This is a genomic window from Paenibacillus sp. KS-LC4 (assembly GCF_036894955.1).
Classification (GTDB): domain Bacteria; phylum Bacillota; class Bacilli; order Paenibacillales; family Paenibacillaceae; genus Pristimantibacillus.
In genome coordinates, this window is the sequence record NZ_CP145905.1 from 5,806,440 (window position 1) to 5,830,146 (window position 23,707).

General features: G+C 50.1%; 21 protein-coding genes. All 21 read right to left on the reverse strand.

The features are described from left to right. Positions 1-178 precede the first annotated feature (178 nt). The 21 genes from V5J77_RS24605 to V5J77_RS24705 all read right to left on the reverse strand — a co-directional run bounded on the left by V5J77_RS24605 (position 179) and on the right by V5J77_RS24705 (position 23,551). A complete protein-coding gene (locus tag V5J77_RS24605; protein ID WP_338553423.1) occupies positions 179-445 on the reverse strand; it encodes a DUF1146 domain-containing protein in 267 nt (88 codons plus the stop codon). A gap of 69 nt (positions 446-514) precedes the next feature. Next, positions 515-3,055, reverse strand: a complete 2,541-nt coding sequence (locus V5J77_RS24610; RefSeq protein ID WP_338553424.1) for a S8 family serine peptidase — start codon at positions 3,053-3,055, stop codon at positions 515-517. A 473-nt stretch (positions 3,056-3,528) separates the two neighbouring features. Next, positions 3,529-5,043, reverse strand: coding sequence for a proton-conducting transporter membrane subunit (locus V5J77_RS24615; RefSeq protein WP_338553425.1), 1,515 nt, complete (start codon positions 5,041-5,043; stop codon positions 3,529-3,531). A gap of 4 nt (positions 5,044-5,047) precedes the next feature. Then, complete coding sequence (locus V5J77_RS24620; RefSeq protein ID WP_338553426.1) at positions 5,048-6,679, reverse strand: NADH-quinone oxidoreductase subunit M; 1,632 nt, start codon at positions 6,677-6,679, stop codon at positions 5,048-5,050. A 1-nt stretch (position 6,680) separates the two neighbouring features. Next, positions 6,681-8,546 (reverse strand): proton-conducting transporter membrane subunit, encoded by a 1,866-nt coding sequence (locus V5J77_RS24625; protein ID WP_338553427.1) that lies wholly within the window; start codon positions 8,544-8,546, stop codon positions 6,681-6,683. An 85-nt stretch (positions 8,547-8,631) separates the two neighbouring features. Continuing rightward, positions 8,632-9,294 (reverse strand): NADH-quinone oxidoreductase subunit K, encoded by a 663-nt coding sequence (locus tag V5J77_RS24630; RefSeq protein WP_338553428.1) that lies wholly within the window; start codon positions 9,292-9,294, stop codon positions 8,632-8,634. A 251-nt stretch (positions 9,295-9,545) separates the two neighbouring features. Continuing rightward, positions 9,546-11,774: a methyl-accepting chemotaxis protein gene (locus tag V5J77_RS24635; RefSeq protein ID WP_338553429.1), complete on the reverse strand. Its 2,229-nt coding sequence runs from the start codon at positions 11,772-11,774 to the stop codon at positions 9,546-9,548. A gap of 335 nt (positions 11,775-12,109) precedes the next feature. Then, a complete protein-coding gene (locus V5J77_RS24640) occupies positions 12,110-12,895 on the reverse strand; it encodes a CpsB/CapC family capsule biosynthesis tyrosine phosphatase (RefSeq protein WP_338553430.1) in 786 nt (261 codons plus the stop codon). A gap of 187 nt (positions 12,896-13,082) precedes the next feature. After that, the gene (locus tag V5J77_RS24645) at positions 13,083-13,481 is read right to left on the reverse strand and encodes a F0F1 ATP synthase subunit epsilon (RefSeq protein WP_338553431.1); all 399 of its coding nucleotides are present in this window, start codon (positions 13,479-13,481) and stop codon (positions 13,083-13,085) included. 24 nt (positions 13,482-13,505) lie between these two features. Then, complete coding sequence (atpD, locus tag V5J77_RS24650) at positions 13,506-14,909, reverse strand: F0F1 ATP synthase subunit beta (protein ID WP_338553432.1); 1,404 nt, start codon at positions 14,907-14,909, stop codon at positions 13,506-13,508. Positions 14,910-14,987: 78 nt separating this feature from the next. Then, positions 14,988-15,851, reverse strand: coding sequence for an ATP synthase F1 subunit gamma (gene atpG / locus V5J77_RS24655; RefSeq protein ID WP_338553433.1), 864 nt, complete (start codon positions 15,849-15,851; stop codon positions 14,988-14,990). Positions 15,852-16,009: 158 nt separating this feature from the next. After that, positions 16,010-17,524 (reverse strand): F0F1 ATP synthase subunit alpha, encoded by a 1,515-nt coding sequence (gene atpA / locus V5J77_RS24660; RefSeq protein WP_338553434.1) that lies wholly within the window; start codon positions 17,522-17,524, stop codon positions 16,010-16,012. 15 nt (positions 17,525-17,539) lie between these two features. After that, positions 17,540-18,088: a F0F1 ATP synthase subunit delta gene (locus V5J77_RS24665; protein ID WP_338553435.1), complete on the reverse strand. Its 549-nt coding sequence runs from the start codon at positions 18,086-18,088 to the stop codon at positions 17,540-17,542. After that, positions 18,085-18,567 carry a F0F1 ATP synthase subunit B gene (atpF, locus tag V5J77_RS24670; RefSeq protein ID WP_056036774.1) on the reverse strand — a complete coding sequence of 161 codons (483 nt, stop codon included), beginning with the start codon at positions 18,565-18,567 and terminating at the stop codon, positions 18,085-18,087. Before atpF ends, V5J77_RS24665 begins: the two co-directional genes overlap by 4 nt. An 89-nt stretch (positions 18,568-18,656) precedes the next feature. Beyond that, positions 18,657-18,869 carry a F0F1 ATP synthase subunit C gene (gene atpE / locus V5J77_RS24675; protein WP_338553436.1) on the reverse strand — a complete coding sequence of 71 codons (213 nt, stop codon included), beginning with the start codon at positions 18,867-18,869 and terminating at the stop codon, positions 18,657-18,659. A gap of 85 nt (positions 18,870-18,954) precedes the next feature. Continuing rightward, complete coding sequence (gene atpB / locus V5J77_RS24680) at positions 18,955-19,713, reverse strand: F0F1 ATP synthase subunit A (protein ID WP_338553437.1); 759 nt, start codon at positions 19,711-19,713, stop codon at positions 18,955-18,957. A 22-nt stretch (positions 19,714-19,735) separates the two neighbouring features. Beyond that, on the reverse strand, positions 19,736-20,104 hold the full coding sequence (locus V5J77_RS24685; RefSeq protein ID WP_338553438.1) for an ATP synthase subunit I: 369 nt from the start codon (positions 20,102-20,104) through the stop codon (positions 19,736-19,738). Then, a complete protein-coding gene (locus V5J77_RS24690; RefSeq protein WP_099518189.1) occupies positions 20,097-20,330 on the reverse strand; it encodes an AtpZ/AtpI family protein in 234 nt (77 codons plus the stop codon). Before V5J77_RS24690 ends, V5J77_RS24685 begins: the two co-directional genes overlap by 8 nt. 189 nt (positions 20,331-20,519) lie before the next feature. Beyond that, a complete protein-coding gene (gene wecB, locus V5J77_RS24695) occupies positions 20,520-21,668 on the reverse strand; it encodes a UDP-N-acetylglucosamine 2-epimerase (non-hydrolyzing) (RefSeq protein ID WP_338553440.1) in 1,149 nt (382 codons plus the stop codon). Positions 21,669-21,707: 39 nt separating this feature from the next. Then, positions 21,708-22,337 carry a uracil phosphoribosyltransferase gene (upp, locus tag V5J77_RS24700; protein WP_046231319.1) on the reverse strand — a complete coding sequence of 210 codons (630 nt, stop codon included), beginning with the start codon at positions 22,335-22,337 and terminating at the stop codon, positions 21,708-21,710. 122 nt (positions 22,338-22,459) lie between these two features. Beyond that, entirely contained in the window at positions 22,460-23,551 is a 1,092-nt protein-coding gene (locus V5J77_RS24705; RefSeq protein WP_338553441.1) for a hypothetical protein, read from the reverse strand. Positions 23,552-23,707: the final 156 nt, after the last annotated feature.

A 23,707-nucleotide genomic window follows, 5' to 3' on the forward strand; every position in this document is an offset into this window, starting at 1 on the left:
TGTAACCGCAGCATTTAAAGCAGCCCGATCCTGACCCTAACATCCTATGCTGAACGATGCTTTTAGGTGTTGCCCTGCCTGATACTGGAACAAAATTCCCACACTTGTATAGCGTTCGGACGCGGGCGGGATTTTGAGTCCGTCATGTATTACCCATTGTTAACATATTTTGCTCTCGTTATTCGACAAAACTCTTCAGCATTGTCGTCCAAGACCAGTAATCCAAAATGAAGCTGGCAAATGCGTGCCCGAGTATGATAGCAATAACTGCCTGCAGCATGCGAGCCTTCGGGCTGCGGGGAAAGGCAAAAAAAACTTCCCATTTCAGCTCCTGCATAATAAACCATATAAGTATGATGCTAACAAGCGTTACAACAATGGAGAACAGTCCTGTTATTCCTGTGGCTGTCTGCATACTATTCAGCATATCCTGAGTCAAACCCATCCGTGCTCCAGAAGCCTCCTTTTATTCGCCTTAAGTTCCAGTGTGCCGCCTGTTTACTCCTATAATCAGCTAATGCACGAGCAGCCGCTCTTTAGCAAATAGCTGCCCTCTGCTTTCCAAGGCAGGCTCCTCCAGTCCAAACATACGGCGTGCTTCATCGGCTCCCGCTCCGGTTACCGGAAGCTTCTGCTCAGTCATCGCAGCAGCTCCCGAAGCTGCATTTTTGACCGTGACCTTGAAGCGGTAATATTGCTTGTCGAAGGGCTCATTGGCTGTCAATTTAAAATAATAAACGCCCGCAGGAAGCTGCTTGTTTTTCACTTCCAGCTTGCCTGTGCTGCCTGTTTTCTGCGCGAACAGCTGCTGCTGCTTTTTATCGTATGCTATGACTTGCATTACCTTTCCTGACGGAACATTAAACACCTGCAAGTCAAGTTGGCTCGCTTTGGTGAGGCGCAGTTGGAACCAATCGACATCGGTGCTGCTATCAATGACACCTACATACTCTGTACCGCTGCGTATGCTCAAGCCTTCGTAATACTGATTGTTCGGCTCGTTAGGATCATCGTATTTCGGCACATAATTCATTTTAAGCGTGTATTGTCCAATAACGGGGCTCGCCTCAGACGAAATCGCATTATGCACACGAATATAATATTTCCCGGGTGTTACTGTCAAGATTGGTGAAACTTCAGCTTGGCCTTCCGACTCCTCATCATAGGTCCGAAGCGATTGTCCCGCTCGCTGAATCGCAAGACCTGCATCTATTCGCGCTGTATTCCCTTCCAGAGTAAGGCGCAGTGTGCCGCTTTGCTTGAAGGTAACCGAATACCAATCGCGATCCGCCTTCTGATGGAAGTTGCCCACTACCGTCTGGCTGCGCGGCGACAAAGCGAATGCCTCATACGTCTGATCATTCGATTCATAAGCATCAGGCTCCATAATAAAAGAAGAGTCCAGCAAATAAGGCTGGCGAGCTCCGTTATCGCTGTTCATGAACTGGACGCCTATTTTTTGCGGCCCTTTCTTTACGATGAACTCGGCATTGCCGCTGGCAAGCTTCGTCGTATACGTATTTTTTTGGACACCATTCACATAATGCAGGAGCCGAACTGGCGGAATTGCCGCTCCGGGTTGTGTAAGCGATTGGTACTTCATCGTGAGCTTGCCGTCATACGGAGCCTCCACCGTATACCAGTCTATATCCTTGCCTGTATTCAGAAAAGCAGCTATTTGCTTGTTCAAGGGTAGAAAAGCCGCCGAGCCCCTCGTGTCATTCGGCTCATAGCCGTCCGCATTAACTGGCGTGCTCAATGCTTTATCAATTTGCAGCAGCCCATAGCCTGTTCGATTGTCGAAGCCGGACTGACCAATGCTGCGCGTCGTTTGGCGCAGCAGCTCCCTGACTTGATACGTTTTGAGCTTCGGATAACGGGCCCATAGGAGTGCCGCTGCCGCTGCCACCTGAGGAGCAGCCATCGACGTGCCCTCCTCCTTCTTATAGCTCCCGCCTACCGCCGTCGTATAAACGTTCCAGGCTGCTGACAAATCCAGCTCCGTACCGGGATTCGAACGTAAATCTGGCGAATTGTCAGCCTTCACGCCGCCAACGGCAAGCACCGTCGAATAAGCGGCAGGGTATTTTACAACAGCCTTGCTTTCGAGCGACTGACCGTCATTGCCAGCGGCCGCTACTAGCAGCACTCCTTTGCTTTCGGCATAATTTACAATGTCCTGCATATAAGGAGAATAACGATATAATCCGACGGAGAGCACGACGATCTTAGCCTGTTTGCGAACGGCATATAAAATCGCTTCGCCCAAATCCTGCTCCGTGCCATCACCATGATGATCAAGCGCCTTGATTGGCATCAGCTTTGCTTTCCACAAAATACCAGAGATGCCGATACCATTGTTGCCGGATGCAGCGATTACTCCGGCCACGCTTGTCCCGTGGCCGTTATTGTCCTCAGGCGGCATGTCCGTATCAATCAAGTTTATGCCGGGGACAAGATTTTTCTTGAGATCGGGATGGTCGAGATCAATGCCCGTATCGACAATCGCGATTGTCAGTGCGGTTTGCTCGCTCACGGTTTTCCAAGCGGCTAGCGCGCCAATCTGCTTGAGATAGCCTTGCTTCGCAAGCTCGGGGTCGCTGGCCGCCGCATTTAGCGCGGCGGCGGCTGAGAGCGCCGAAGCCCCGCTTGCGGCAGCTTCGGCTGGAGGGCTGTCGCCCGCCTGCTGTGCGGCGGGCAGGTCTAAGGCGTGCACCCGGCCATTCGGGTGCACGTATTCGACGCCCGGCGTGCTTCGCAGCCGGCGCAGCCATGCTTCGACGTCCGCCGATGCTTCGGCCGGACGTACGACGTCCACCGCCGCCTCAGCCTGGCGGCGGATCACGTGCGTCCCGCGCAGCGCGGCTGCTTGCGCGGGGCCCTGCCATTTGAGGAGCCAGCTTTGCGGCGGCTCCTCTTGTGCACCCCAGGCGGCGTCAATGCGTTCCGCCGCCATGGGCACTGCGGCGGGTACAACGCCGCAGAGCAACATAACCGCCAGCAGCGAGGCAAGCTGGCGGCGCAAACTGCGGAACCTACCATGATTAAGCAACATGTTATTATTCTGCCTTTGCATTCGTATTTTTCTCGCACTTTGCATTCGTACTTCTCTCGCACTTACATTCGTACTTCTCTCGCACTTACATTCATACTTTTCTCGCACTTGCATTCATATTTTTCTCGCACTTGCATTCATATTTTTCTCGCACTTTGCATTCGTATTTTTCTCGCACTTTGCATTCGTACTTTTCTCGCACTTGCATTCGTCATTTTCTCATGCTTTTCGTGCTCTCATTGCTATTGCCGTTTTTTCAACTGACTCTCTCATTGCTATTGCAATTGTTTCCGCTGACTCTCTCATTTTTACGCCGTTGTTTCCGTTAGCTCTCTCATTTAACTCTACCATTAATTTTCGCGCTTCGAGTAGACATGTCCTTGTTCTCGCTTAAGATAGTGACTAAAGACCCCCTTTGTCGGGACCATACTGTCTTCTTACCCAGTTGGTGGCCTTCCAATCAGCAGCACCGACTACTTCATCAGCAAGCCTGGGAACAAGCCCAGCACGACAAGAGTAACGGCGCAAATCGCAATGCCCGCAGAGACGGCAATCGGCAGCGGCAGCGCTCGCTCGTCGCTGCCTGTTCTCATAAACATTTGCCGGATGAAGCCAAAATAAGCGTAGGCGGCTGCCAGACTGCATACCGCCATGACACCCAGCAGCCAATAAGCCTCTGCTGCAATGCTGCCCAGCCAAATATACACTTTAGCAAAAAAGCCCCCTGAAACGGGCAGCCCTGCAAGCGACAGAACGAAAACAGCCATAGCCGCCGCAAGCCCAGGCGACCGATGATACAAGCCAGCCATACCGCTAAGCTTGCCATGTCCCACTGCTTTCTGAACGATTGACAAAACAGCCGTAGCCCCAAACATCGCCAGCATATACACGGAGAAATGATAGACGAGCGGTGCCAATGAGCCGCTATGAGCAGGTGCAAGACTAAGTGCAATCGGAACAAGCAAATATCCGCTATTGATGACGCTTGCCCAGCCCAATATGTGAGCAGCCTGCTTTTGCCTCAGCAGGGCGACCGTGCCCCAGGCTATTTGACTGGCTGCAATGGCCTGCAAGCCGATGTAGGCGCTATTTAAACCTAATAGTTGAACAATGCCCATTTCTTCAAGCAAATGAAATAATACAGCGGCAGTTGCACCTTGGCCAGCTATAGTTAGAAATATTGCACCAGCTGTATAAGAGAAACCTGTGTTAGTATCTTCATCGTTTGATACCCAAATACCGAATGGCAGAGCTGCCACTTTTATGCCAAGACCACATGCCATTAGCAAAATCGCCATGTAAACAAGCGAAGTATAAGGCTTTAAATCAGAAACACCCGCTCGAATAGAAGAAAAGTCCAGCTCTCCAGTCAAGCCATAAATATAAGACATGCCGAACAGCAGCAGGGCAGTGGCGGCTCCAGAACGAGCCGAGAAGCGCAATGCCGGGCGCCAGGGCCGCGAAAGGTGCTTATAACGCTTATCTAGCGTAGCAAATATCAGGCTGAGCGCCGCCAAGCTGAATAGCTCAAGTCCAATATACAGGGTAATCAGATTGGAAGGCGTCAGCATCAGACGTATGCCAAGCAGAGCAGCAGGAATAAAGAAATAATGGTTGATACGCTGCTCCCGCTCTTCTCCAAGGCTTAGCAGCACCGCTATGAATGCACCAGCAATAGCCAGCAAGAACATGATGCTTTCCGCATTCAAGGCAAGATACTGGATTCCCGCGACTTCGCCGGGCGGTCTGCCTTCTGCATTAGCCGATGCCGCCTCTGTGCCATTTGCTAGCATGCGCCATAAAACGGACGCAAATACAACGGCCAGCCATGGCAGCATCAGCGAGACTGACGGCGCTCCCTTGCGGTACATGAAGCGAAGCCGGTCACCCGCGGCCAGTATAATCAGCAGCAAAAGGAGGAGCAGCTCCGGAATAAGCTGTACCGCAGCCAACCAAAGCTGCGATCCTAGCGCTTCATTATTTGTCATAAGCTTATCCCTCCATCCTGCCTGACAGCAGCTGACTATAAAGTCCCGTAATGCTTTGCTGAACCGTGTCGGTCAAAAATGACGGGAAGCAGCCCAGCAGGACGATAAAAGCAAGCAATATAATCATCGGCATCGCCTCAATGAAGCGGGCATCCTTGAAGGCGCTATGCCGATCATCAATCGGCCCGAAGCTTACGCTAAGCAGGCCTCTCAGCATGTAAACCGCAGTGAGTATGATTCCCGGTATTGCAGCAGCCGCAAGCCATGGCAGCGTATCGAACAAGCCAAGCAGCGACAGCAAAATTCCGGGAAAGCCAGCTAGGCCCGGAATGCCGACAAACGACAGCACGGCGGCCATAAGCATGCCGCAAATAAACGGAAGCGAACGGGCCAAGCCGCCAAGCTCACCTATCGCCGTTGTTTTAGCTCTCTCCTGCAAGCTGCCGACAACGAGCCATAGCAGGGCAAAGCATAAGCTGATCGCCATGAGCTGAAAAATTGCCCCTTGCAGCCCAATCTCATTAAAGGCGGCGATACCCAGCCAAACAAATCCCATTTGGCTAAGTGACGCGTAAGCAAGCAATTGCCTCATATCCGTCTGACGCAGCGCCAGCAAAGCCCCATACAATAGCTGAATAATACCGATAACAGCTATAGCCGGCGCCATTTTCTCCGCTTGCTCTGGAAACAGAAACACCCCATAGCGCAACAGTCCATAAGCTCCCGCCGCCGGTAGAAGACCTGAAATAATCATAGCTACAGACAGTGGTGCATTAGCCTGCGCTCTCAAAAGCCAACTATGAACAGGCAGAAGCGGCATAAACAGCCCGAAACCGACAAGCTGCAACATAAACAGCGCCATCCTCACGCCTTCTGACAATGGCTCGGCGGATACCCGGCCCTGTACGGCTTGGCTTGCTGCCGTTTCTCCCGCAAGCAGTCCATAGGCAATTCCCCCGTATCCCCCGCTATATACCGTTTGGAGCTGCTCGCCAGCCTTTTCTACACGAAGACCCGCCGTACAGGTCAAAATAAGGAATACGACAAGCAGCAGCATGGAACTGAGTCCAGCTCCTGCCAATAACCGATTCGCCGTACGCTCGCTATCTGGATGACCCCAAATGCCAACCAGAAAATAAAGAGCGACGACCGCAGCCTGTAAAAATACAATAAACAGCAAAACATCTCTGGCCATAAACATGCCTATCAGTGAAGCCTCCAGCCCTAGCAGCCAAAAATAAAAAGCTTTGCGCCGCTTTCTAAGCTGAACAGCTGTCACAACAGCAAGCCCTGTCACTAGGGAGGCGACGAGCAGCAAAGGCAATGAGAGCCCATCTACCGCGAGCGCGTAGGAGAAGGATAATTTTGCTTCGCTATGTGCTTGTCCTGCTGATGCAGCAAATGGAAGCGGAATTTCTATCCACGGATGCTGCTCCGCATAAGCGCCGCCTCCCTGCTGCTGATTAAACGTCGCATATAAAAAAGCGGCAAACAGCAGCGGAAGCAGCGCCGCCAGCACAGCAAGCAGCTGCAACGCTCGTCCTTGCCCTGCTGGGATGAGCAGTATAAGCAGCATCCCGACAGCTGGGGTCAGCCACATCAAAGACAAAAGCGGCAGCTCTGTCAAAAATGTCATTTTACCAATCCCCCTTTGCTGCCATGATGATGATGGTGATGACTAGGCCGAGTATAATCGCCAGTCCCATCCCTCGAATCGTACTGCGAGCGCTCCAGCTCACAGCCAGCCTCCCCATCGCATACAATAGCTGAGCCGCCAGCTTGGGCAGTGCACCCATAGCTTGCTCAATCGCCGCTAATACCGCTCCAGCAGACTGGAGCATCCGCTGGAGCGCACTCGCTTTGCCTGCCGTCCATCCGGCAGAAGCATCCCGGAGCTTCGTATCTTCAGACAGCAGCTCGCTCGTCTCTCGCTTGTTTTTCAGCCATCCAAGCCAAGCTCCGCCTAGAAGGATCACCACAGCAGCAAGCAGCCATACTATGGACATACTGCCCGTCCTGCTGGCCGCTTCTCCATCAAGCCATCGTTCAGGCAAGCTGCCCCAGACCAATTGAAGGAAGCTCGAAAGGGCAATGATTGAGGCCAGTGCAGCAATCGCATAGCTCATAAGGCGTGAACGCTTTTGCCCTTGAACAAGTGTTGCAGCAGCAGTTGAACGCGGCCTGCCTTCAAATATAAGAAAATACATACGAGCCATATAAGCTGCTGTCAAAAGCAGTACAAGCATGATCGCGGCCACCCATACGCTATTACGCTCCGATGCCTCCACCCAAATAGACTGGTGCAGCCAAAAGCCCGTAAAAGGGGGAAACCCGCACAAGGCCAAGCCGCCAATTAAAAATGTCCACGCTGCAAGAGGCATATGCTTACGCAAACCGCCCATATTCCGGATATCTGTTGTTCCTACTGTCTGCAATAAATAGCCTGCTGCCAGTACGAGCAGCGTTTTGACAATCGCATGGACCAGCATATAAAGCATACTGCTCACAGCTGCCCCAAAAGCTAGCGAAAGCTGAACAACTCCTAACTGGCTAATCGTCGAATAAATCATTATTTTATTTATATCCCGCTCCATGAGCGCCCTTACAGCAGCATAGACCGCTGTCACAACGCCAATATAGAGCGCTGCCTTCGTTACATTTGGAGCTAATTGGAATATTTCTATCGTTTTGTACAGAAGCAGAGCCCCGGCTATCATACCGGCACCTTGCAGCATTGCGCTCGCTGGAGCAGGGGCTTGCTTGGCACTAATTAACCAAGCATAAAGCGGAAGCTGCGCAGCCATTCCAGCCGCTCCAAGCAGCAGCAAGCTTGCGATCAGCAGCGTTATATTTTTTGCAATCGCACCGGATTGGCCTTCAAATACATTATGTATAGCAGCGAAATCGAGCGCATGCTCCGGCATGAACCAGAACAGCAGAAGCAGCGCAAGCAGCAGTCCCGCACTAGCTATGCGCAGCATTATAAAAGCTCTATTGGCAGCGGCTCGCGCTGCGCTCTTCGCGTACCAGAAACCAACCAACAGAAAAAAGCTGACGGAGGCCAGCTCCCAAAACAAATAAAAGGCGAGTAAATTATCTGCAAGAGTAAGCGCTAGCAGCGAGAAGCTGCATAAGGATAAATAGCCGTAAAACACCGTCAAGCGTTCATCCTTTTTCATGTAACCAGCGGCATAAACATGAACAAGCACGCTCAGCAAGCTGACACCTGCCAGCAGCAGCGCGCTCAAATTGGTAACTTCAAATCCAAGTCGCAATGTAAAGCGATCTATAGAAATCCAGTTAAAGCTATCATTATAATCGACCGCCCCCTCGCGCAGCCGCTCGATACATACCAGAAGCGACAACAGCAGCGAAGCAGCTGCGCCTCCCGTTCCCACAAAGACGCCCGCAGGATGAGACCCTCGGCCAAGTGCCATCAGGATCAAAAAAGCAGCAAGCGGGAGCAGTGGAATAAGAAAAGCAACCTCTGCATACATTTGCATCTGCTATGATCACCTCCTGTCCAACTATGGTTCACAATTAAAAATGATGAAAAAAGTACCGCTAATTTGCTAACAATAGTGGGTACTAATTTCCTCGCAGCTCCTTAGAGATGGAGTCGCGTTTATATAAGGCATTTAATACGGCCACTCCAATTGAAGCTTGAGCGCAAAAAACCACCAAAGGAAGCATTCGAAGCCCCTCCGCTATTCCCTGCTTAAATAAGCTTAAAGCAGCAATATTCAGCTGGACACCACATAAAATGATACTTACACACAGCAAGGCCACTAAAGAATTTCTTTTGACAATTACCCCATACATACCAATAGCCATCAGCATCGCCGCTATCATCAAATGAGCGGGAAGCAGCGGCATTTCAGCCCCAGAATAAGGAGCCTTTACAATGACATAGAATAAAATAGCGAGTAAAGGCGGAATACCGGCAATAGCGACCATTTCGCGGGAAGCGATTGCAATCGCCCGGTTATGCCTGCCTATTTCCGAATGTCTCCTAATCTCTGAGCCTAGCAAAATTCCCGTTATCCCCACATAAAGGAAGGCTTGAAAAAGCGCGATCAGACCAGCGTCCAATCGGACGAGCAATCCTGAATTTCCAATAATAGTGAAGACTGCACCTAGAGCCAGCCTGGGCAGCATTCTGGCGTGAATCATAATGAAAGAGCCCACGACAACAAGGGCCGAATAAAGGAAGAACACGGTTGTTTCTGCCGCAAACCATCCATTAAACAATGAACCGCACTCTCCCTCTCTAAGTTTAACATGAAAGGACCGAGCTAATCATTAGCTTCGGTCCTTGCAATAAGGGATTTGCTGCTCCCATGCATGCCAGCTTAGCATGGTGCTATCTTCCCTTTGCCGTCACCTTTAACTATCCGATGAAAAAGGGTTGCATTTTGCTTTTTTTCCAATCCTACTAATAGCTAAAATTATAACAAATGCTCTCACTACCGTCTATTCTATTACCTTTATGCTTGGAAGCATTATCGGATTCTGGATTCCGTTAATTTAAATTGGCCTACGAGCTGCTGGAGCAGCACTGTAATAGACTCAACATTCGTTGAAGTATGGCGAACGTTGTCCATCTCCACAATCAGCTCCTGCACTTGTCCTTCCACATCAGAGGAAACCGAGCGATTTTGCAGACTGACCTCCGCAATTTGTTCCATCAGCCTGACAACCTCCTCTACCACCTGGGTTTTGCGTTGATCATCCGCTTGCGCTGATTGCAGGGTGCGGGCTGCGGCGGCTACCAGTTCCGTTCCCTCTTCTACAACCTTCGTACCTTCGTCCATAGAATGATAGGCATGTTCAGCTTCCGAATAGATTTGACGCGTAATCCCATGTACTTCCTCTGTCGATTTCTTGGTCAGCTCCGCTAGCTTGCGGATTTCGGAAGCGACGACCGCGAAGCCGCGACCCTGCTCACCGACACGCGCCGCCTCAATAGAAGCATTTAATGCCAGCAAATTGGTTTGTGCCGATATTTCCTCAATAACCTGCAGCACATCGCGAATATCTTCCACCGTCTTCATAAACTTGCGAATTGTACCGTTCGTATCTTCTACCTTGGAGGAAATATGCTGCATCTTCTCGCCGATACGGCCAACCTCCGTTTGCGCGACTGCGATTTGCTCTGCCGCCTGGCTCTCCAGCATGGACAGCGTATCGCGCATTTCGCCAGCCGCCTGCTTCGCCTTGTCAATATCCTTCAATTGGTGGCGCAGGCTGCCGATCATATCGCCTACCTTATTTCCTACACGCTCCGTTGACAAAGCGGTATGGACAGACGATTCATTCATAACGGTCTGGCTGCTCAGCACCTCCGCAGCAGTGAGCTTCACCTGCAGCATAATGCCCTCGAGGGAATCAATCATATTGTTGATCCATTTTGCCAGCTCCTGCGTCTCGTCGCAATCAAACTCCTTCGTCGACAGCCGCTGAGTTAAATCACCCTTCCCCTCGGCATTAATGCGAATAAAACGGTTGATTCGCTCCATATGGCCCGTCACCCGCTGTGATTCCTTGCGCTGCACCGACATTGCAAACAAAATGCCGAACAGCAAATTAAATCCGCCAAGCACAGCGGCCGCTCCCCATAGCGGCATATAGCCGATGACCAGAGAAGCAAGCAGAAACGTCAGCAGGCTTTGCAGCATCGCCGCATACATTTGCAGCTTGCGCTGCCGCCAGCCAATACTGCGCAGTCGGTAAACCTCTTCAAGATCGCCCTCGCACATCATCCCCCATAGATCAGGGCAATGAGGCATTCGGAAGGTCAATCCTTTGCCGATGACGGCAATGTGGCGATAGTCCGAGTAGCCGGGAAACTGCGCGAACAAATTACTGCCATTGCGAATGGTGCCTGCGACGCCAGGATGCAGCTCGCCCGTTGCCGGATCGGTAAAAATAATTTCCAGCTCCGTGTGCTCCTTAATGGATACGGTACCCCAGTCTGTCGTTACGCCATCCTTTAAATTTTCGCCATGTGTAAATGTACGATCCTCAAAGCGGCTGCGGGACAACGCCGTTCCGGGAACAATATTACGTTGCAGGCCAGGCTCTGCCATAAACAAATAATTGTCGCCTGAATCCGGATATACATGCCCTGACTCACGCTGAATCAGATCGCCAAGCACATCATTAGGAACCCTCCCGCATAAGGTTCCGACTCTGCTTCCGTTCACATGCAGCGGCTGCATGAACATGATCGTCATTTTGTCGTGAAAAGAGGACGTTCGAGCCCCTAGCTTGAGTGTAATCACGTCTTCGAAAGGGCCAAAGAAGCAGCGTCTGTCCGCTGGGCTGCCTATTTGGGTATATTGCATACCTGGAGAAAGGGGACTGCCCTCTCCATAATGTGTGCCGATATGTGCGGGATAGGTGGAGTGAGCTACATGGTTGTCGTTGTCTAGGAGGAACAGCTCCGTAAAATCCATCCCCCTCGCATAGGATCGTTCGAGCAAAGGAGCTATCCATTTCTGCTGTTCTTTTGAGAACGCAGCGGTTTGCAGTGCAGATAGGCCATCCGTTAATTGATTCGATAAGCGCTCCATATGCCCCCAATACTCATCTGCCCATTGCAGCAGCAGCTCCTTGCGAGTATCTGCAACGCCCTCGAAAATATGCTCGACATCTTCCTTAATGCCAGAATTGAGCTTCCATGATACCCACAGTGGAAACCCCGCCCTTGTACCTAGCCAATCAAACATACGAACTCCCCCTATACCCTTCCTTAATCTACTTATATGTAAAGTATATTAACATACATTTCCATCCTATTCATAGATAAATGTTAGCTTTTTCAGCCAAATATGTTTAGATAACAGCGATATGAACGAAAAAAAACCAATCATCTGTACGAATTCCGTACAATTGATTGGTTTGCTCATTATATTGAATGATTAGTTCAAAAGGCTTAATTCATAAATATAAATGAATATCCCTTACTTCTCGAGCAAAAACGACTTCGTCGTCCTTCTAGGACGTGCGAAAAGCTTTGCCTTAGAAATATAAGCCTATTTATAAATGAAAAACTTATAAATTCTTATATTTTGAAAAATGCTTTTAAAGCTCTCCAGCGTTTTGCCGCAGCACTGCCCTGCCAATCTGGCGCATCGGCAATAGCCTCATTCCTTAATAGTGAAGCAGCATTTTGCTGAAAATAATCCGACCATTCCCCGCCCATGACCTCATGTATCCGGTTATACGCTTCCTTGAGCCTAAATCCTCTGCGCTCCACATGATGTGCATCAGATGACACGAGATGAATAAGTCCCGCTTCACACAGCCTCCATGAGGCCCGCTCCACCGTCTTGCCGAAAGCGCCAAGCAGGGAATGGCTCGTCACTTGCCCAAATGCTCCTAGACGCACAAGCTCTTCAAGCCGCTCTGGATGCGCAATGATGGCTGCGTTCCGCTCTGGATGCGCAATTATCGCATGAATGCCACGCAAACCAAGCTCATAGACGGTCTGCTCCGTATTTTTCGGAATATGAGACGACGGCAGCTCCAGCAGCATGTAGGATGAACCGGCCAAAGACAGCAAGCTTCCTTGCTGAAAGTGATCCAGCAGCTCCTGATGCAGCCGCACTTCTTGTCCAGTATGCACAACAATCGGAATATCCAGCTTCTGCAGCAGCTCATTGAGCGTACGAGTAAGCTCTTCTACAGCTCGAGCTGGATTCATATATCTCCCATTATAGTGATGGGGAGTTGCAATAATCGTTTTGATTCCCTCGGCAGCAGCCGCTCTTGCCAGTGCAACCGAATCTTCCAGGCGGGCCGCACCATCATCAATACCGGGAAGAATATGTGTATGAATATCAATCATAATGGAGGGCTCCTCTCCTGCATGTGAATTTACAAGGTGAAACAGCCGAAAGCCGTCCTTTGGCGGCACAGTGCGATTCATTCCAAGGAAAATAGAGAAAGGAGGGCAAAATCATATACTTTCCTATATTTCAAAAAACACCGCTAATGCCTCTTACAGGCCATTAACGGTGTTTGGGTATCAGGTATTATTTTTTCGCTATGCCAATACGGTTCATTGCACGCTGCAAAGCAAGCTCCGCACGGCGGAAATCAATCTCATCGCGTTTGGCCGACAGAAGCTGCTCGGCGCGTGCTTTCGCTGCTTTCGCACGATCAAGATCAATATCGGTCGCCAGCTCGGCGCTTTCAGCCAAAATAACGATTTTATCTTTACGAACCTCGATAAAACCACCATTTACAGCAATAACATCAACTTTTCCATCGCGCTTGATTACAACTGGTGCAATACGAAGCTGTGTTACAAGTGGAATGTGGTTTGGCAAAATGCCAAGCTCGCCTTCGACACCCTTCACACTAATCATATTCGCATTCTCCGCGTACACTTTACGCTCAGGAGTAACGACTTCTACCAAAAAGGTACTCATGTGGATTCCTCCCGCCTTTCGCTACTACAGCGTTTTGGCTTTCTCCACGGCCTCTTCAATCACACCTACATACCGGAAAGCTTCTTCCGGAAGGTCGTCATGTTTGCCCTCGAGAATTTCTTTGAAGCTGCGCACGGATTCTTTAACTGGTACATATTTACCTTTGATGCCTGTGAAAGGCTCGGCAACGTGGAACGGCTGGGACAAGAAGAGTTGAATTTTACGTGCGCGAGCAACGGTCAATTTATCTTCCTCGGACAGCTCGTCCATACCAAGAATCGCGATAATATCTTGAAGCTCTTTATAGCGCTGAAGAATTTTCTTAACGCCTTGAGCTACATTGTAGTGCTCTTCGCCTAGAATATCCGGGCTAAGGATACGGGAAGATGAAGCAAGTGGATCTACCGCTGGGAAAATACCCATCTCGGAAATTTTACGCTCAAGGTTAGTCGTTGCATCCAAGTGAGCAAACGTTGTAGCTGGAGCTGGATCCGTATAGTCATCGGCAGGTACATAGATCGCTTGGATCGAAGTAACCGAGCCTTTTTTCGTCGAAGTAATACGCTCTTGCAGTTGACCCATTTCAGTTGCCAGCGTTGGCTGGTAACCTACCGCGGACGGCATACGGCCTAGAAGGGCCGAAACCTCGGAGCCTGCTTGTGTGAAACGGAAGATGTTATCGACGAACAGAAGTACGTCTTTGCCTTCCTCATCACGGAAATATTCAGCCATTGTCAAGCCTGTCAAAGCTACACGCTGACGTGCGCCTGGCGGCTCGTTCATTTGACCGAATACCATTGCTGTTTTACCAAGTACGCCGGAGTCTTTCATCTCGTGGTACAAGTCATTACCCTCACGCGTACGCTCACCAACACCCGCGAATACGGAAATACCGCCGTGCTCCTGTGCGATGTTGTTGATCAGCTCTTGAATCGTTACCGTTTTACCTACGCCCGCGCCGCCGAAGAGGCCGATTTTACCGCCCTTTGCGTATGGTGCAAGCAAGTCGATAACCTTGATTCCTGTTTCGAGAATTTCCGATTGTGTCGACAATTCGTCGAAAGCAGGGGCTTCACGGTGAATAGGAAGATTAATGGAAGAAGTAGCATCGCCAGCTTCATCAATTGGTTGTCCAAGTACGTTAAATACACGGCCAAGTGTTGGAGCGCCAACCGGAATGGTGATTGGAGCGCCAGTATCAATGGCTTCAGTACCGCGTACAAGACCGTCCGTTGTGCTCATCGCTACAGCACGGACTTTATTGTCACCGAGGTGAACAGCGACTTCAAGCGTAAGATTAATATCTGCACCGCCATTTTCGCCCTTCTTCTCGATTTTGACAGCGTTCAAAATTTCCGGCAGGTTGCCGCGTTCGAACTCTAGATCGACGACCGGACCCATGACGGATACAACGCGTCCTTTTTTCATGGTATTCCCTCCTGGTTCCTTCTTGTTACTAGGCAGCAGAACAGCCCCTCTTAAGGCCTCTGCCCGCTAGTGTATTGCCTAAGATTGAGCATTCGCTCCTGCAACGATCTCGGAAATTTCCTGCGTGATTGCCGCTTGACGAGCACGGTTGTACGTAAGCGTCAAATCGCTGATCATCTTCGTCGCATTTTTCGTCGCACTGCCCATAGCCGTCATCCTAGCACCGAACTCACTTGCCTTGCCGTCCAACACTGCGCTGTAAATAAGCGTCTCCGCATATTTAGGCAGCAATGCCTCCAGCACGCCTTCCGGCGATGGCTCGTATTCATAAGCTGCTGTAGAAGCTGCGCTTCCGTCTACCGAATCAAGCGGCAGCAGGCGCATTTCTGTAGGAATTTGGGTAATGGCATTAACGAATTTATTGTAATAAACGTACAGCTCGTCGAAAGTGCCATCGGCAAATTTCTGAACGGCTGTTGAAGCTACGATCTTAATATCAGCAAACGTAGGAGAATCCGGAAGACCGGTTACCTCTTCTATGATCGGCATATTGCGGCGGCGGAAATAATCCCGGCCCTTCTTGCCGATGACGAACAATACGAAATCATCGTTCGACTTATGCTTACTGCGAATCGTGTCCGTTACCTTACGAAGCACGTTGGCGTTATAGCCGCCTGCCAGACCACGATCAGACGTAATGACGAGATAGCCTGTCTTTTTGATCGGACGGGTTTCCAGCATCGGGTGCTTAACGTCTTTCGTGCCAGCAGCGATGCTTGCCACTACTTCCTTCAGCTTCTCTGAATACGGGCGGGACGCCTGTGCAGCTTCCTGCGCTCTTCTCAGCCGGGAAGCAGAGACCATCTCCATCGCCTTCGTAATCTGCTTCGTATTTTGTTTACTCTTGATTTCGCGTTTAATTTCGCGCATACCTTTAGCCATTTGGTTTCACCCGCCTTTGTTGCCTCGCAGCTTTCCTGTACGCAAGCTCGGATATAGAGCCGCGCAAGCTATAAGGGATGGCTGCGAAGCCTAATGATTGGTACGAGCAGCATATATAAGAACTTAGAGGAACCTATCGTTCCTCGCAAGCTCCAAAATTAAGCCGTTACGGCAAAGCTTTTCTTAAATTTGTTGATCGCATCAACAAGGGCTTTCTCGTTGTCAGCAACCAGATCCTTCGTATCGCGGATCGAATTGCCGATTTCCGGGTGATTGGAATCGAGGAACGCCAGGAATTCTTTCTCAAAGCGCAAAATGTCGGCAACCGGAATATCATCCAGATGACCTTTAACCGCAGAGTAGATCGAGATAACTTGCTTCTCAACCGGCATCGGCTGGTTAACGCCTTGTTTCAGAATTTCCATTGTGCGAGCACCACGGTTCAGACGAGCAAGCGTTGATTTATCAAGGTCGGAACCGAATTGCGAGAACGCTTGAAGCTCGCGGTAAGCCGCAAGGTCAAGACGGAGCGTACCGGCAACCTTCTTCATCGCTTTAATTTGTGCGGAACCGCCGACACGGGATACCGAAATACCAACGTTAACCGCTGGACGTTGACCGGAGTAGAACAGGTCTGCTTCCAGGAAGATTTGACCGTCAGTAATCGAGATAACGTTCGTCGGGATGTAAGCCGATACGTCAGAAGCTTGTGTCTCGATGAAAGGCAGGGCAGTCAAGGAACCGCCGCCTCTTGCATCGCTCAGCTTAGCTGCGCGCTCAAGCAAACGGGAGTGAAGATAGAAGACGTCACCTGGATAAGCTTCCCGACCCGGTGGACGACGAAGCAGCAAGGAAAGCTCACGGTATGCTGCCGCTTGTTTCGACAAGTCATCATAAATAACGAGTACATGCTCGCCTTTGTACATGAAGTATTCGCCCATCGAGCAGCCTGCATAAGGAGCCAGGAACAAGAGTGGAGCTGGCTCAGAAGCGCCCGCCGTTACAACGATTGTATATTCCAAAGCGCCATGACGGCGAAGGGTTTCTACAACGTTAGCAACCGTGGATTGCTTTTGGCCGACAGCGACATAAATACATTTTACGCCATTGCCTTTTTGGTTGATAATCGCATCAATCGCGATTGCTGTTTTACCTGTTTGACGGTCGCCGATAATAAGCTCACGTTGACCGCGGCCAACTGGAACCATTGCGTCGATCGCTTTAATACCTGTTTGCATAGGCTCATGAACCGATTTACGGTCGATAACGCCTGGAGCCGGAGATTCAACCGGACGGGAATGCTTCGTGTTGATTGGACCTTTGCCGTCAAGCGGCTGTCCAAGCGGGTTCACGACGCGGCCCAGCAGCTCTTCGCCAACTGGAACTTCCATAATACGGCCTGTACGTTTTACTTGATCGCCCTCACGAATGTCCTTGTAAGGACCGAGAATAACGACACCGACGTTGCTTTCTTCAAGGTTCAATGCCATGCCGACAACACCGTTGGAGAATTCGAGCAATTCGCCTTGCATCGCATTTTCCAAACCGTGAACGCGAGCGATACCGTCACCGATGCTAATAACGGTGCCAACATCCACGACTTGAATTTCGGATTTATATTGTTCGATCTGCTGTTTAATCAGCGTGCTGATTTCATCAGGTCTGATACTCAATTCGCTCACCCCTATCTACAGTGCTTTAGATTTTAACTGTTTTTCTAACCGTTCAAGCTTGCCGGACAAGCTGCCATCATAGAGACGGTCGCCAATGCGAACCTTCACTCCACCCAGAAGGGCAGGCTCTACAACTTGCTCGGCAATAATCGTTTTGCCCGTCAAACCGCCGAACTGTGCTGCAACCTCTGCCAGTTCTGCGTCATTCAGCTGACGAGCTGTATATACAGTCGCATGCGCTTGCTTAAGCACTTCGCCTGCGATTTTTGCAAACGCTTCGTTAATTTCTACAATTAGCTCCTGACGCCCGCGCACAAAAATCAGCTCCAGCGTATTCAGCAGCAATTCGGAAATGCTTCCACCGAAAGCGGCCTTAAGAACGGCCAGCTTCTTCGAAGCATCAATATTCGGATAGCTTAGAAACTTTTGAATTTCCAGATCTTCTCCAAGCGTTTGTGCAATAGCTTGCAGCTGCTGCTCTACCTCAGAAATAATGCCGCCTTGCTGTGCAAGCTCGAACAACGCTTTGGCGTAGCGCTTCGCTACCGCTGCGTCCCGGCTCATTTGCCGCTTACTTCTTTCAGGTATTGATTAACAAGCTGCTCCTGCGATTTCTCATCGACCTGCTTCTCAATGATTTTCGAAGCGATTTGAACAGAGATGCCGCCAACTTCAGAACGAAGGGCTGCAATTGCCTTGTTTTTCTCGCTTTCGATGTCTTTAAGAGCATCATCTTTCAAACGAGACGCCTCTGTCTTAGCTGTATTCACAATCTCATCAGCTTGCTTGCTGCTTGTAACTCTCGATTGCTCAATAATTTCGTAAGCCTCTTTACGAGCCTGCTCAAGAGCCGCTTTCTGCTCAACCATTTGCTGTTCAGCTTGCTTACGGCTGGATTCAGCTGTATTCATCTGTTCAAGCACGAGCTGTCTCCGTTTCTCCATAACGCTGAGCAGCGGGCCGAATGCGTACTTGTTCAGCAACCAGTACAATACTAAAAAAGCTACTATCGCATATACTGTCGATTCCCAATGCCATCCCATTAAAGACACTCCTTTCCTACCACAAAATTGTCTCAATCATAGCGAAGGCGAAGAGGGCTAGGCCTTCCCCGCCAGATGCGTGTTTTGAATTATTTAAAGAATGCAAGGAAGCCGATAACTACGCCGATAATCGGCACAACTTCGACGATACCTACACCGATAAACATAGTTGTTTGCAGTTTGCCTTGAAGCTCAGGCTGACGAGCGATACCTTCAACTGTTTTGCTGACGATCATACCGTTACCTACGCCTGCGCCGATAGCGCCCAAACCAACTGCCAATGCTGCTGCCAATACTTCCATTTTTAAAATCCTCCTCAATAATATCTCGTTTTGGTTTTGTATTGCTAACCTAGGGGGTAATTAAATCCTAGGCATAAAGCTTAACTTAATGGTCTTCCTCGTGAATTGCAGCCTGTGAAATGTACACCATCGTAAGCATAGTGAACAAGAAGGCCTGAATCGCACCGACAAAGATACTGAATGCTTGCCAAGCAGCGAGGAACGGAGTTCCGATAACTCCCAGCATCAAGATGGTCGAGATCAGCACTTCGCCCGCATAAATGTTAGCGAATAGCCGTAGTGCCAAAGTTACTGGCTTCGAGATTGTCTCGATCAAGTTGATCGGCAGAAAAATCGGGAACGGATGGAAATAGTGTTTCACGTAATGCTTCGTGTTCATCTTCAAGCCCAGATAATGGACGAGGATGAATACGATTAGCGCCAAGCCAGCTGTTACGGAAAGGTCAGCCGTAGGTGATTTCCACCAAGCCATCTCCAGATGTCCGCCCTTCGATTGCAGCAGCTCCTCTGTAATACCTAGCGCCGGGTAAGCGTGATGGACATCCGTCACGATACCGAAAGGCAAACCAAGCAGGTTGGAGATGAAAATAAACATAATCAACGTCATACCCAAGGAAATGAAAGGCTTGACGCGGTTAAGCGGCATTGCGCTGGAAATCAGATTGTGAACAAATTCGACGACCCATTCCAAAAAGTTTTGCATCTTGGAAGGGTTGTCCACCGATAAATTGCTCACAGCAAGTCTCGCCACAATAAACGTGATGATGGCGGAAACCGTTATCGCAATAAACGTTGAAATGTCGATCTGTAGCGATCCGAGCTGCCACACCGGAAATTCATGCATGTAAAATTCTCACCCCTTTCCACTAAAGTTTATTTCTATTATGAATATAAGCTGCTACCAGAAGAATAAAAGGCATAACCATACAGCCAATTAATGCGGCTGGCATGCTGAAGTCTTCCGGAAAGCGATAAGCTACCATGGCAACCAGCAGCACCATAGCGATGCGGCTTCCAAGTCCCATACCCATTCTGCGAGAATTTCCTCCTGCTGCTTTAAGCGTAATCATTTCCACTCTGCGCCTCAGTAAAAACGCATTCATGAAACTCGCTGCAAGCCCTAGCAGAAGACCAAGAGCGACCGTTCGCAGGTCCGGCATCAATGCCCAGACAAGCAGACATACCCCCATCGCGAAGAGCAAAGACCGTACTGCGGTGTTCATTATTTTATCCATCGGCATCCTCCATTACCTTCTTCACAAGCAGAATGCCTGAGAGAAGACCGACAGCCAGACCGACCAGTATGCCCCCGACCGTCCAACCCGAACCTCCGCCAAAGCGTTCACCGAGCGACGATCCGAGAAAGTACCCTAAAAAGATACAAATAGCGACTTGCAGTCCGAGTCCGCCGACAAGACCTGCCGCGAACAGCGGATTGTCTCTTCTGTTCTTTTTATCCATGGCCCATACCCCTGTCAATCCTCATTTATTTTATCCAAGCGGCGCAAGGTTTGTCAATTGATAATCCTGTATAGTTTTACTGTACAGATTGCCCAAAAACCAGTCAAATCAAGCATTCAGAGCCGACAAAACCATACAGTACAACTGTATGCTGTGCATTGCGCCGCTATTTATAAGACCAGGTGTAAACTATGAACGTTGTGTGAACGGATCAGGACGCTCCGCATTTCTTCCAAAATGATGCAGCAAAGCTTGCACGATACGTGTCGAAGCTTGTCCATCGCCGTATGGATTTGCCGCATGGCTCATCCTTTCATATAAGGAAGCATCGTTAAGCAAGGCGCTTGCCCGACTATAAACAACCTCTTCATCCGTACCCACTAGCTCAAGTGTACCCGCGTCAATACCTTCAGGACGCTCTGTTGTATCGCGCAGCACCAGCGTCGGCACGCCAAACGAAGGAGCTTCCTCCTGCAGGCCGCCGGAATCGGTCAAAATCATGTAGGCATGTGGATAAAAATTGTGGAATTCAAACACGTCCAGCGGATCGATAAGCTGAATACGCGGATGACCGCCGAGAATTTCCATTGCCGGTTCTTTGACGGCTGGGTTCGGGTGAACGGCATAAACAATGGCAACATCCTCATGCTCATCTGCAATGCGCTTTACCGCACGGAAAATATTGCGATGCGGCTCGCCCAGCGACTCGCGGCGATGCGCCGTCATTAGGATCATCCGTTTTCCCTTAGCCCAGTCGATAACCGGGTGAGCAAAAGAAGGATCAACGGTGTATTGGAATACGTCCGTTGCCGTATTGCCTGTCACATAAACCGTGGATTCCGACTTATTCTCCTTGAGCAGGTTGTTCGCCGACCACGAGGTCGGAGCAAAATGCACATCAGACAACACGCCTGCAAGCTGGCGGTTCATCTCTTCCGGGTACGGAGACAGCTTGTTCCAGGTCCGAAGGCCCGCTTCCACATGTCCAACCTGGATTTGCTTCAGGAAAGCAGCATAGCTGGCAAGGAACGTCGTCTGCGTGTCACCGTGCACCAGCACGATATCCGGCTTTGCTTCCGCCAAAATCGGATCAAGGCCCTCCAGAACGCGTACGGTCGTTTCCGTTAGCGTTTGACGGTCCTTCATCACATTCAAATCATAGTTCGGCTGGATTTCAAAAAAATCAAGCACCTGATCCAGCATATGACGGTGCTGCGCAGTTACGCAGACGATAGATTCAATATCGTCCGAGTGCTTGTTCAACTCAAGAACAAGCGGCGCCATTTTAACTGCCTCCGGGCGCGTACCGAAAATAGTCATTACTTTTAATTTGGACAAAACAATTCACTCCTATAATCTGCTTGCGCCAGGCAGGCGCTAATTAGTGCCGAACATGCGGTCGCCCGCGTCGCCAAGACCTGGAACAATATAGCCCTTCTCGTTCAGACACTCATCCAGCGCAGCAATATAAATATCAATGTCCGGATGCGCCTCCTGCACGGCCTTCACGCCTTCAGGCGCAGCAATGAGACACATTAGCTTAATATGCTCACAGTCGCGTTTTTTGAGCGCAGTAATAGCCGCGATTGCGGAGCCGCCAGTCGCCAGCATCGGATCTACAACAACGAGCAGACGATTCGGAGCATCCGTCGGCAGGTTGATATAATATTCCGTCGGCTGCAGCGTCTCATGATCGCGGAACAAGCCGATATGACCAACCTTTGCAGCAGGAATCAGCTTCAAAATACCTTCTACCATGCCAAGACCAGCGCGCAAAATCGGAACAAGACCGAGCATCCGGCCCGATACAACCTTCGATGGCGTCTCCGCAACCGGCGTTTGCACCGTAATCGTTTCAAGCGGAATGTCCCTTGTAATTTCATATGCCATTAATGTTGCTACTTCATCAACCAATTCCCGAAAATCTTTCGTATTCGTATCTTTATTCCGAATAAAGGTCAGCTTATGCTGGATTAACGGATGGTCGCAGATGACCAATTTGCTCATGGAGCGTTATTCCTCCTGTGTGATAACGTATTTCTGTATCAGTAGACACAATCCCGTATATTATAGCATTGTAAAAGGCCTGATGCATCCTGTGATTTTTCACTTTGAAAAATCGTCCATTTTCAGCTGCTGCAGCCGCCGCCACAGCCACCACCGCCGTCTCCCCCGCTGCTGCCTCCGCAGGAGCTGGATGAGTCGCTGCCGCTGTCATGACCGCCGCCGGAATCATCACGGTCATGAGAGGAGCCCAATCCGTCGCAGCCGTACGTCGAGGACCCGCTGCTATTGGCATCTCTTTGGGCTTTTGACTGCGCTGCATGCATTTGCTCGGCAAAGTCATTAGGCGAAGAAGTGGATAGGGAATGAAAAATGAGCAAGCCGGACAGCATGCCTGTCGCTCCGATTACCGGATCATAGCCGCCATTCCAGGAGGAAGGGGCTCCCCCCGGATAAGCCTTAGCCTGCTCATCGCTGCTATGAAGCTGCGATTTCAAGCGCCACTGCAAATAATTTATCGTCTTCTGCATATCAGGATATGCTGCCGCTGCCTTTGCATTAAACCACTTCTCCATCAGCGCCTGCTCCGATTGCTCGGCAAACTCATCCATCCACTCGCGAGGGAGCGGCATCTTGAAAAATGCGCCCCACACCCGCCCGCTTGCCGGCGTTTGCTGAAACAGCTCTGTGTATACCCAATCAAACCACGCTCGGCCATCGACATTTGGACGTTCATTTTCAGCGTGCGGGGCATGATGAATCAGACTGCCGCAGAAGGATGTGCAAAACTGCTCATACTCCCGTGTAAACATCAGCATTTCATGCCAGATGAGATCCGCGCGGCCGCTGTACATCGGAACTCCCCGGAGCAACCCGCACATAAGGAAAAACCGTTTCAGCTCGAAGAAGGTCCATTTCCATTCCTTATCGGACAGGCTCGGCAGCTGCTTGAGCACCCGATCCTTGATCCGGTTTTCAAAATCATTCGTAAGGGCAGCCTCAAGACGCTCGGCAGCCGGGCGGGCAGGATGCTCATAAGGAACACCCAGCGCAAGCGGCGGCTCCTCCGAAGGCCAAGAGGTTAACGACAAGCTTCGTTTGCCCCGCGAGGAGCCATTTTCATTTCTTTGTTGCCAACGATTGGCTCGGGTTACACTTACAATTACTATTCCGATAATGACAACGACAATCAGAACGAGAAAGATCGTATCGCTCATGGCTGTACCATCACCTTCCATTTAGCTTTGTCTGTACTATTGTAGCATGCCGAATGTCTTTCCTGCATAACATATCTACCATAAATGAATAAAATTCCCTTTTTGTAGCGTGACGAAAGCGTCCAAACGCTTGTTTATACGCAAAAATGCCGCAAA